The organism is Bradyrhizobium sp. MI1.7 (assembly GCF_055811795.1).
The window spans coordinates 254,320-263,384 of the sequence record NZ_JBVVPO010000002.1 but is presented as its reverse complement, the minus strand read 5'-3'; the positions used below and the strand labels follow the sequence as shown (position 1 = coordinate 263,384).

General features: G+C 59.5%; 14 protein-coding genes and 1 tRNA gene. 7 read left to right on the top strand and 8 right to left on the bottom strand.

All coding sequences use genetic code 11. From position 1 onward, the window contains the following. Positions 1-23 precede the first annotated feature (23 nt). Both AC0L3X_RS04045 and AC0L3X_RS04040 read right to left on the bottom strand, forming a co-directional pair. Positions 24-302: a hypothetical protein gene (locus AC0L3X_RS04045; RefSeq protein ID WP_283016376.1), complete on the bottom strand. Its 279-nt coding sequence runs from the start codon at positions 300-302 to the stop codon at positions 24-26. Further along, complete coding sequence (locus AC0L3X_RS04040; protein ID WP_283016375.1) at positions 302-502, bottom strand: hypothetical protein; 201 nt, start codon at positions 500-502, stop codon at positions 302-304. Before AC0L3X_RS04040 ends, AC0L3X_RS04045 begins: the two co-directional genes overlap by 1 nt. Positions 503-742: 240 nt before the next feature. Here AC0L3X_RS04040 and AC0L3X_RS04035 point away from each other — a divergent pair, with 240 nt between their 5' ends. Continuing rightward, positions 743-928 (top strand): hypothetical protein, encoded by a 186-nt coding sequence (locus AC0L3X_RS04035; RefSeq protein ID WP_028151001.1) that lies wholly within the window; start codon positions 743-745, stop codon positions 926-928. Between the two features lie 362 nt (positions 929-1,290). Here the strand turns inward: AC0L3X_RS04035 and AC0L3X_RS04030 are convergent, their stop codons facing one another. The 3 genes from AC0L3X_RS04030 to AC0L3X_RS04020 all read right to left on the bottom strand — a co-directional run bounded on the left by AC0L3X_RS04030 (position 1,291) and on the right by AC0L3X_RS04020 (position 2,938). Then, entirely contained in the window at positions 1,291-2,004 is a 714-nt protein-coding gene (locus AC0L3X_RS04030; protein WP_354113853.1) for a hypothetical protein, read from the bottom strand. Between the two features lie 5 nt (positions 2,005-2,009). Continuing rightward, the gene (locus tag AC0L3X_RS04025; protein WP_028151003.1) at positions 2,010-2,216 is read right to left on the bottom strand and encodes a hypothetical protein; all 207 of its coding nucleotides are present in this window, start codon (positions 2,214-2,216) and stop codon (positions 2,010-2,012) included. 188 nt (positions 2,217-2,404) lie between these two features. Continuing rightward, entirely contained in the window at positions 2,405-2,938 is a 534-nt protein-coding gene (locus AC0L3X_RS04020) for a hypothetical protein (protein ID WP_283016373.1), read from the bottom strand. An 852-nt stretch (positions 2,939-3,790) separates the two neighbouring features. Here AC0L3X_RS04020 and AC0L3X_RS04015 point away from each other — a divergent pair. From AC0L3X_RS04015 to AC0L3X_RS04000, 4 genes are all read left to right on the top strand, one after another. After that, on the top strand, positions 3,791-4,180 hold the full coding sequence (locus tag AC0L3X_RS04015) for a hypothetical protein (RefSeq protein WP_283016372.1): 390 nt from the start codon (positions 3,791-3,793) through the stop codon (positions 4,178-4,180). 78 nt (positions 4,181-4,258) lie between these two features. Next, on the top strand, positions 4,259-4,879 hold the full coding sequence (locus AC0L3X_RS04010) for a hypothetical protein (RefSeq protein WP_283016371.1): 621 nt from the start codon (positions 4,259-4,261) through the stop codon (positions 4,877-4,879). A gap of 314 nt (positions 4,880-5,193) precedes the next feature. Further along, on the top strand, positions 5,194-5,646 hold the full coding sequence (locus tag AC0L3X_RS04005) for a VOC family protein (protein WP_014495478.1): 453 nt from the start codon (positions 5,194-5,196) through the stop codon (positions 5,644-5,646). Positions 5,647-5,987: 341 nt separating this feature from the next. Continuing rightward, the gene (locus AC0L3X_RS04000; protein ID WP_135213549.1) at positions 5,988-6,626 is read left to right on the top strand and encodes a glutathione S-transferase family protein; all 639 of its coding nucleotides are present in this window, start codon (positions 5,988-5,990) and stop codon (positions 6,624-6,626) included. Positions 6,627-6,757: 131 nt separating this feature from the next. Here AC0L3X_RS04000 and AC0L3X_RS03995 read toward each other — a convergent pair whose 3' ends face one another. The 3 genes from AC0L3X_RS03995 to AC0L3X_RS03985 are packed head-to-tail and all read right to left on the bottom strand — an operon-like array spanning position 6,758 to position 7,487. After that, positions 6,758-6,925: a hypothetical protein gene (locus tag AC0L3X_RS03995; protein ID WP_014495480.1), complete on the bottom strand. Its 168-nt coding sequence runs from the start codon at positions 6,923-6,925 to the stop codon at positions 6,758-6,760. A 5-nt stretch (positions 6,926-6,930) separates the two neighbouring features. Further along, positions 6,931-7,176 (bottom strand): hypothetical protein, encoded by a 246-nt coding sequence (locus AC0L3X_RS03990; protein ID WP_283016370.1) that lies wholly within the window; start codon positions 7,174-7,176, stop codon positions 6,931-6,933. A gap of 56 nt (positions 7,177-7,232) precedes the next feature. Further along, a complete protein-coding gene (locus tag AC0L3X_RS03985; protein WP_071914215.1) occupies positions 7,233-7,487 on the bottom strand; it encodes a PilZ domain-containing protein in 255 nt (84 codons plus the stop codon). A 225-nt stretch (positions 7,488-7,712) separates the two neighbouring features. Between AC0L3X_RS03985 and AC0L3X_RS03980 the strand changes: the two genes are divergently transcribed. After that, positions 7,713-7,787 (top strand) — tRNA-Glu (locus AC0L3X_RS03980). Positions 7,788-8,531: 744 nt separating this feature from the next. Further along, positions 8,532-8,762, top strand: coding sequence for a photosystem reaction center subunit H (locus tag AC0L3X_RS03975; protein ID WP_081369264.1), 231 nt, complete (start codon positions 8,532-8,534; stop codon positions 8,760-8,762). The last annotated feature ends 303 nt before the right edge of the window (positions 8,763-9,065 follow it).

The following is a 9,065-nucleotide window of genomic DNA, read 5'->3' as shown; positions in this document are numbered from 1 at the left end:
GCTCCAGGAGGTCGCCGCGCCTCTCAAGTCTTCGGCTTGGTCAGCAGCCTGAGAGCACTGAGAACGATGAGAATGGCGAAAGCACCGAGAGCGTAGGTGAGTGCATTCACGAGCCAGGAAATGGCAATCCCTGCGAAGCTGGAGCCTCCGACCGCTCCCCAGAACAAATACGCTGCGGTGATGCCGGGCCACTCCAGCGAAAGAAAAGCGAAGTCGGTCAGCGGCTCGATGGCGAGGAGCACCGAGGAGATGAGCGCCCCGATGGCCAGTGCGATGATGAGGTTTGCCTTCACGGAGAGCATCAAAAACCCAGCAGCCCGGCGATAACCGGAACGAGGAAATAGGCGGCGAGCCCAAGAAGGCCGCCCACGACAAGGCGTGCCCCGCGGCCGTGAATCTTCGTATCGAGCCACGCACAAACGGTCACCGCAGCCTGTCTCAGCCAGTCACCGACCAGGATTCTGACGAGATCAAACAGGAGTTCTGCAAAGAAAGCGGCCATGGCGTTTAGTCGCCCTACCTCTGGCGGGGTTCAACCGCCGAGGGTTGGCCATCGAGGGCGCCGGTTCGATAGGTTGCTGGCGAGGTCACTGTTCGACACTCATAAACAGCCATCATCGCCGAGGAACGGGCCGATCGGGACCGGATTGGTTTTCCGTCACCGTGAGTGATGCCGATGCGGATTGACGAAAAGCCGGCCGAGGCGGGTTCTCATTTAAGAGAATTCCCTGCATAGTGCGGCATGGCCAAAGCAAAAGTGACCTTCAAAACCGTCCGCCTCTCAGACAGCGACTGGAAGATACTGGCGGACTACCCCGACCACGAACAGCGCGAAATCACCGGATTCGCCAGCAAGGCAGATGCCGACGACTGGATCAACGGCGATCGCAAGATCGCATGGCTCCGTTCCCAAGGTTACGCCAAGTGAGCTAGCCAAGTGACGTAGCTGTCGCGCGCACGTCGCGATCCCCCTTTTTGATGTTGCAGCCGCATCGTGTCATGTCCTTGCGCGGACAGACGGTCACGCATGCGCGGCTCACGCCTTGCGTTAGGACCCGCTAGCGCCCCCTGCAACCAAAAGGAGTAAATTCAACCGTCGTCAATCAAGGGGAGATCGTCATATTGCCGGACCAGATCCCCTGGGGCCCGGTCGACGCGCGTGGCGCAAGTGCCATTGGCTTGCTTTCGCCGAAGGTGGTGGAGAAGCTGGGGTATATGATGGGGCTGGTGCGGGAGCGAGCGTGACTCGTTCGCATCCGTCGCGAAGCGCGAACGCTGCTCGCAGCCACTTCAATTCGTCGTGGTCTTGCCGCCGCGCATGGACACGAGCTTGTCCTCACCAAATCCGAGAATGAGCCAAGCGGTCTCATCGAAACCGTCTGCGAGCTTTCCCTCGTGAGAATACACGATCTGAGCAGCTTCCGACTTCGACGGCGGTCCCAACGCCGTGATTACCTCCTGACGCGACATACCTAAATGCAGCTTGCTGTCGAGGACGACGGGCGAGAACTTTTCCGGGATGATGGCGCAATCGGCCGAGGCCCCGGCGTCTTTCTCGGTGAGCTCTTCAACGATCTCCGTGACGAGATGGTCCGGGCCGCCCATCTCTCCGCTGGACACCACCCATAATCGATGCTGCGCGCGCCGATAACACAGCCAATAGATGCTATCTCCAGCGTCGCCTTGGTGTCGGATGGTCCCTTCGCCCACGGCTTCGCGAACCGCGCCGAGCCGCGTCTCTTCGAAGCGGCCGGCGAATGCGCCTAGCGAAAAGCGGGTCGCCAATCTCTTCACGACTGTCGGCGGCACGCGCTCGAACGCATGTTCGTCGACTGGGGGCGGCGGTGTCTGCGCGGAGCAGTCGTCCGCGGGGATCGCGAAAAGGAGAAGGAGCAAGAAGAGCGTCTTTCGACCATCAAATCCGAATTGCCTATATATTTCTCGCCTCAGCAGGTCGCGCCTAGGCGTCGAGAGTGCGGGCATCAGTTTCTGGGTGTCGGACACGTCAGTCACCCCAGCTTCCCTTCATTGATCTTGTGCGCAACCTCGCCAACAGAGCTGCCAACGATGACGGCGGTCACGATTGGCCAAAAACCCGCCACCATGACGATAGCGCCCCAACGCATGTCTTCGCCGGGCCGTCTGTAGCCATCGTTGATGCCGCCGAGGATCAACCAGATCAGGCAGCCAATTGCATATCGTTTGAACCATTTCACGGCGAAATACCTTCCAGATATGGGCATTAGTGACCATGGCATTGAGGATGGTTCATCGGCAGGACCGGGCTTGCTCATTGACGAGAAGCGCTGAATTCCGCTGACAGCGCATTGGAGTTACGGTGACAGTGCATTCAACCCGCTGCCATCTGCCGTCGGAGTTGAGTGCACTGTCACCGTAACTCCGATCAATTCAATCTACGCTGTGCGGTCCAGCGAGGCGGAACGACGTTCGTCAAGAGCGAAAATACACGCGTTTGTTTTGACGCCATCTGGGTCTCGCTCCACCACGCAGATTGTGAATACGAATAGTTGAAGCGCATTACGGCCCTAACAATCGGATCACCTTGCGGCAGCGCAACGAAGCGATTGAGAGGGCATATGTAGATCGGCGCCTCCCCTGGCTCGATGAAGTTCGATGCCGCAACGTTTAGGGTGATGTTCGCGACGCCGTTGTTATTTCGGGTCGTCACTTCGATCAGCTCGCAGATGATCTTCAGGTCTGTAATCTTGAAGACCTTGCTATTGTTCGTGACCGTGAAGGGAACGTCGAAAGGCGACGCCAGAGAGGGGGCGCCTGCGTCAAACTCCGGCTCAGTCGGCCAGAACGGCTGAAAGGTGCCCGCGAGGAAGCCTATCCCCGCTACGGTTAGACCAGCCAGCACGCGGCCTACGATAGTGTCTGCGAGACGTCTAGGCGGTTGCTTGTCTCGTCCGGCCATTGCGCTTCCCCTCAAGGAAAGTTTGTTAGCTCCTGCATCTCGTCCAAGGAGTTGACCGAAGGTCCGATAACCGTCCTTGGAATTACGGTGACTGTGCTGCCACCGTAATCGCTCGCATAGCGCGGGATTTATCTGTTTTGGACTCTACTATAAGCTGCGGCTCGGGACTCCTTACCGGGACGCATCATGTTTTACCGTATAATTTTGGTCGCTCTCGTTCGGACGCTTGCTGAAACCGTACGTGGCGAGACGATTTCGGGAGTAACGGTGACAGTGCATTAAATTAATTCGCGGTCTGCTTCGATCCACACTTGGTGGAAGGATCAATTGAGTGCACTGTCACCGTAATCTCCGGTTTCAGAAGCTGGCCGGTCAGTCGATCGAGGCGAGCGATGAACGATCGTCTCCGAGAGTGCGCACCGCTACGATGTTATTGGCAAGAGCTACTACGTCGGTGTGATTAAACTCAGCAGAGCGAGAGCGCCCCCTAATCCCGCTGCGGCGGCGGATGTGTAGGCAGCCCTCGAATTAAATTTTGACTGCTCATCAAACGTCGCGTGAAAATCGATGACCTCGCCAGTGCCCAACTTTACGTGGATGCCGCCACCGAACACACCACCGACCGAAGTTGTGGATGCCATAACCTTAGCTCGCGCTGACTTGATCCAGTATAATCCCGATGCAACAGCGCAGCCAGCCGTAGCTAAAGTCAGCAAGACTTTCAGATATTGAATCGCAACAACCATCGCTCTTGCGCCCCCGCGCGCTCCGTCTGGAGCGTACTACTATTCACACGGAAAAGCTGCTATTAGCAAGGCTTTCAACCGACCTTCAGCTTTAGAGAGCCCCTATATGGACGAATTTTTGAAATTGTATGGTTCGGGCGACAGTGCCGCGATGGCGCTCGGAATATTCTTGGCCTTCCTCGGGCTCTTCGCTCCCAAGAAGTTCTTCGGCATCGAATTCGATTGGACGCCGGCTACTTCCGCGGCAGCACTAATCTCCGGAGTGGCATTCTTTGCGTTCTCTTACCCGCAGCTGCGTTTCTGGCAATCGAACACTAGTAATGTTGATCAAGCGACTATCGCGAAACTGGTGTTAGACACGCAGCAGGGCATTGATTCAATCAACGCCGCTCGTTCTGGAAACAGTTATCCATATTGCTCTGACCACGCGGGAGCCGGTCTAGCACCTCTAAATGACGCAATAACGATCTTAAATAAGATAGCGAAGGCGAAGTGACGAGCTGTCACCGCAATTGCGGGAAGATGACCTGCCTCAACGTGTCTTTATGGTTCTTATGACGACTTGGGTGTTTCAATGATTGCGGCATTGACCGACTATGCGACAAGGATTTGGGAGTTCGCTTTCGCTTTCTTCACTCAATTCTTCCTTTTGGCGACTGGGATAATCTTTCTAATAGATCAGCTTCTGAGTCGAAATTTTTGGCCGAAAGCCTTTTTGGATTGGCTCCATGAGCACTGGCCTGAAGAAGGCCGCCACAGGACCTTCCGACGGCTAGTAATAGTTGGTCTAGCTATCTCTGCGTTTCTAGCCTTCGATCGCGTGAATGAAGACCTCAAAAAGCAGACCGCGCAACTCAACCAACAAAAGGACCCGACGCAAGGCAAACCAGTCGAAAATCGCGCCAGCATGAGCTTCGAGATGGAACGTGCTGGCTGGAAACATAATGTTCTCAATCGTTACAACGTGGTCCGATATCCCTTGGCTTACAGCCTAAGCAATGGGAAATGGGCGTTGATACTATTCTATGATAAGCAGTTCATCCCTATTCGGGCTGACGTCAAAATCGACAATCGAGAGATAAAAGCTGGCTGGGAGGCACAATACTTCTATCCGGAAGCCGCAATATTTCTCTTCGATGGCGAATTAATCAAAGACGGCATCACGGTCGAGATTTCGTTGCATGGCTCAGAATAGGGCATCCCCCAACCGGCACACTGTGTAAATCGGCTTGTTGGCCAGAAAGACACTAACCCGGTCAATTGGCATGCATGGGCCAAGAGCATCATCCGGCAACGGCGTGAATTGCGGTGACGGTGATTAAACTCATTCGCCGTCGCCCCTGCTGACTCTGTGGCTTCGGTCCACGCTTGGGGCGATACTTCACCAGCAGGTTTCGACCTCACGTGCATGTGCGCACGCCCCCTGCCCCTCCTCCCACTTTCCTGCTATCTCCTGTCCCCGCCGTTCCGGCCCAAACCAAAACACCTCCGTATCAGGGAGCAACAACCATGCGATACCTCCATACCATGCTGCGCGTGCGCAATCTCGATGTCGCGCTGAAGTTTTACCAGGATGCGCTGGGACTGAAGGAGGTGCGGCGGATCGAGAATGACAAGGGGCGCTTCACGCTCGTCTTCCTGTGCTCGGCGGACGATCTCGAGGCGCTGAAGAAGCAGCCGCAAACGCGCGGCGCGCCGCTGGTCGAGCTCACTTACAATTGGGACGAGGAGAAGTATGGCGAGGATCGCTTCTTCGGCCATCTCGCCTATGAGGTCGACGACATCTACGCAACCTGCGCGCAGCTGATGAAGGCCGGCGTCACTATCAACCGGCCGCCGCGCGACGGCAACATGGCCTTCGTCCGTTCGCCGGATCTGCACTCGATCGAGTTGCTGCAGAAGGGCGAGCCGAAGGCGCCGGCCGAGCCCTGGTCGTCGATGCCGAATACCGGCCACTGGTAGGGCCGCGACGCAGGAACCAGCCCTCGCTACCGGTGTTGTCCTTCCGACATAACGATTGGAGGAGGACGCAATGGGACGAGGACTGTTGCTGTGGATGCTTGGCGTGCCGATCCCGGTGATCATTCTGTTGTGGCTGTTCTTCGGCCACTGATCATCGGGCTCGATTTGCCGGGTTCGATTTGCCAGGCTCAACTTGCTAGGTTCAACTTGCCAAGTTCAGCTTGCAATGAAAGCTCCGCCGACGGCGGAGCTTTTTGCATGAGGGGCGCGCCGCAATCGCCGTCGCTCCCGCCAGGGAATTCCGCTATCACGCGCGCCAAAGCGAAACGCGGGAGGACTTCATGCCGGACACCAAGCGGACGATCTGGGGCCGCGCCAACTCGGTCAACGTGCAGAAGGTGCTGTGGTGCCTCGCCGAGCTCGACCTGCCCTATGAGCGCATCGACGCCGGCATGAGTTTCGGCAAGACCCGCGAGCCCGACTATCTCGCGATGAACCCCAACGCGCGGATCCCGACGCTGGTCGAGGGCGACTTCGTGCTGTGGGAATCGAACTCCATCATGCGCTATCTCTGCCTCGCGCATGGCCGCGGCACGCCGCTCTATCCCGAGGCAGCGAAGCTGCGCACCAGCGTCGACCGCTGGCTCGACTGGACGCTGTCGATGGTGCAGCCGGTGGACCGCCCGGTGTTCTGGGGCATCGTGCGCACGGCCCCCGCCGAGCGCGACATGATCCAGGTGCAGCGGGATGCCGACGCCGCCGCCGAGGTCTGGGCCATCGCCGACCGCCTGCTCTCGTCGCGCCGCTTCATGGATGGCGACCAATTCACGCTGGCCGACATCGCGGTCGGCGCCTATGCGCGGCGCTGGCTCGGCGTCGAGGGCATCACCCGTCCGGCGCAACCGCATTTGACCCGCTGGCTCGCCGAGCTCGGCAAGCGGCCCGGATTTGCCCAGTTCGTCGCACCGCCGATGTCGTGAGCCGGCGGCGCGGCGTAAGCTGTGCTGACTGCGCGATGAATCGTCGTCACGGCGCATGCATCAAGCGTCGCGCCGGCACTTGACGGCTACTGTGCATGGGGTTGTTTTCGCGTTTTTGCTCTGGGCGGTGCCTAGCGCCAGCCGCGCTCGACCAGCAGCACGCAGATGATCAGCACCAGCGTCACGGCGGCGGTGGCGAGCTTGGCCGTCCAGCTCAGGCCGCGCCCGACCCACAACAGCAGTGCGCAATACATCACGAAGGGGACGATGATGTCGGGCCGCATGAGATCCGGCGGCATCGGCTTCAGCGCCTGACCGTGGTCTCGACGCTGACCGAGCCGCCGATCTTCACGCAGGTGCCGGTACCCTCGACCATGACGAAGCGCGGGCCATAGGAGGCGCAGGAACCGGCCTTCGCCGTGCCACCCGTCCCCTTCAGCGGCAGAGCCTTGCCGGCCTGCGGCCCCTCGGCAGGCGGAAGGCGCAGGGCCTCGGCCGCGGCCGCGGACGTGGCCAGCAACGGGAGGAGGATGAGGAGCGGCGCGCGCATGCAACCGTTCTAGCCCGGACCGGCGCCCCGCGCCATCCGGGTCGCCTCGCCCGGGATCAGATGAACTTGACGCCCGCCGATTTGCCGCGGCGCCAGATCACCTGGCAGCTCCGCCCGGTGCGGGCATCACGCGCGAACGCCATCCGGATCACGCCCGGGAGCTGGCTCGCGTCCTCGTCCAGCATGATCTTCGCGCCGGTATCGGAGATGTCCTGGACCAGGCAATGCCGCGCCGCGAATCCGCCGTCGAGCGTGATCCAGGCGTGCCGCGACAGCGATTTGCGGGCTGCGCGCTTCTTGGGCTGGGGCATGGACAAATTTCTCCGGTTCCAGCGCTAGCTCAGGCCCCCCTAAGAAACCGTTGAAATCGCCCCCGAATGTAACGGGGGTGGAGGCTATCCACCGGTCCCAAAAGACCGTTCCCGAACGGCTTGCCCACGGCGCCAAAGGCCACTATACGTTCGCCCGCTGCAGCCGCCGGGCTCGACTCGGATGGCCGGCGGCCATGCCGTGAAAAGCGGCGGGGCCTTGTGTTTGCTCCCTTCGTCTATCGGTTAGGACGCCACCCTTTCACGGTGGAGAGAGCGGTTCGATTCCGCTAGGGAGCGCCAACAAAATCAATCACTTGCCGCCCTCCTCCGCCGCCGTGTCCAACACCTGTCCAATATACGGGTATGGACTCGTACACAGCGCCGGGTCGCGGAGCTGCGCGAAATGGAGCGCCTTTGCTCGGATTGGGCGGACGATGACGATCTCGTTCTCGCGCGCGATGGACTGAACGCGCTGGCGGCCGACTACCGCGCAGCTGCGGACGCGATGGTTCCCTCTGGTGCTGTTTGGGACCTTTAGGGCGCGGTGAGCGTTGAGGCGTTAGCACCGGGGCAGGATCGCGAACCCCGGAGTTCGGATCATGAGCACGATCCCTGCGGACCTCGAAAGAAAGTTCGAACAACGGTGGGCCGCCAGATTGGCGCGGCACATTCCGCCGGCTCCATTTGCGCGCCCAGCCTGTCCGAGGTGCAAGGCCCAGATGATGCTCGTCAGCATCGAGCCAAAAAGCCTAAGCGTGGACCTGCACATGTTTCGCTGCGCTGTCTGCAATCACGCACTTACGACATTCGCAACGCATGAAGATCCCATGCATTCCAATGGCCGCTGGCTTCAAGGCGATTTGCGCCCACCGAAGTAACCCGCGCTGCAAGTCGTGACCGAAGGCGAGATGCCGCGGCTGCCGGAAGGTTTCAGGGTCGAGCTCGACAAGGACGGTTGGCGGCACTGACTCGCGCGAAGCGGCGATGGCCTCAATGCATCTGCCGCTCTGACTGATCTTCACTAATCCGCCAGCCGCGTAGGGCATGACCATGTCCGATGACTGGACCAAACGAGCGACGAACATCCTTCGAGAACTTCATGCTGCCGAGACGGAGCTAATCGGCAGGGGTGTTATCCTGACCGACGGTAAGGCGGGGACGGTTGATCACGTCTTCCTTGACGAGGTGCACGGGCTCCGGATCTCGATCGGTGGCCACGACGGCAAGTGGCCGATTTCGACTCTGAAGCTTCTAGACTCCGGTTTCGCCAGATAGCTTGTCCGCCCGGTCACCGTCCGCGGTGATCACTCGGTGACCGGGCGCCCAGCGCGGACTTCGAAGGCCTGCTCGCCGGTGCCTGGCCGAGTAAGCCAGTCACAGTTTACCTGGAGTGGCAGCCATGATGCAGAACGTTGTAGCCGGATGCGTCGCAGTGGCTTTGATTATCCTGGCCTTGATTGGCTTCGCCCAAACGCACCATGAATGTTGGCACGGGCACGTGCTCCTAACCCATGAGCCCTGCGGATCCGTCAGCCCTTCAATATAGGAACAACCATTTTCCGCTGATCTAGGCGCGGG

Coding starts and splice junctions, on each gene's coding strand:
- AC0L3X_RS04045 (WP_283016376.1), bottom strand. CDS start 302: ATGCTCTCCGTGAAGGCAAACCTCATCATCGCACTGGCCATCGGGGCG.
- AC0L3X_RS04040 (WP_283016375.1), bottom strand. CDS start 502: ATGGCCGCTTTCTTTGCAGAACTCCTGTTTGATCTCGTCAGAATCCTG.
- AC0L3X_RS04035 (WP_028151001.1), top strand. CDS start 743: ATGGCCAAAGCAAAAGTGACCTTCAAAACCGTCCGCCTCTCAGACAGC.
- AC0L3X_RS04020 (WP_283016373.1), bottom strand. CDS start 2,938: ATGGCCGGACGAGACAAGCAACCGCCTAGACGTCTCGCAGACACTATC.
- AC0L3X_RS04015 (WP_283016372.1), top strand. CDS start 3,791: ATGGACGAATTTTTGAAATTGTATGGTTCGGGCGACAGTGCCGCGATG.
- AC0L3X_RS04010 (WP_283016371.1), top strand. CDS start 4,259: ATGATTGCGGCATTGACCGACTATGCGACAAGGATTTGGGAGTTCGCT.
- AC0L3X_RS04005 (WP_014495478.1), top strand. CDS start 5,194: ATGCGATACCTCCATACCATGCTGCGCGTGCGCAATCTCGATGTCGCG.
- AC0L3X_RS04000 (WP_135213549.1), top strand. CDS start 5,988: ATGCCGGACACCAAGCGGACGATCTGGGGCCGCGCCAACTCGGTCAAC.
- AC0L3X_RS03995 (WP_014495480.1), bottom strand. CDS start 6,925: ATGCCGCCGGATCTCATGCGGCCCGACATCATCGTCCCCTTCGTGATG.
- AC0L3X_RS03990 (WP_283016370.1), bottom strand. CDS start 7,176: ATGCGCGCGCCGCTCCTCATCCTCCTCCCGTTGCTGGCCACGTCCGCG.
- AC0L3X_RS03985 (WP_071914215.1), bottom strand. CDS start 7,487: ATGCCCCAGCCCAAGAAGCGCGCAGCCCGCAAATCGCTGTCGCGGCAC.
- AC0L3X_RS03975 (WP_081369264.1), top strand. CDS start 8,532: ATGACCATGTCCGATGACTGGACCAAACGAGCGACGAACATCCTTCGA.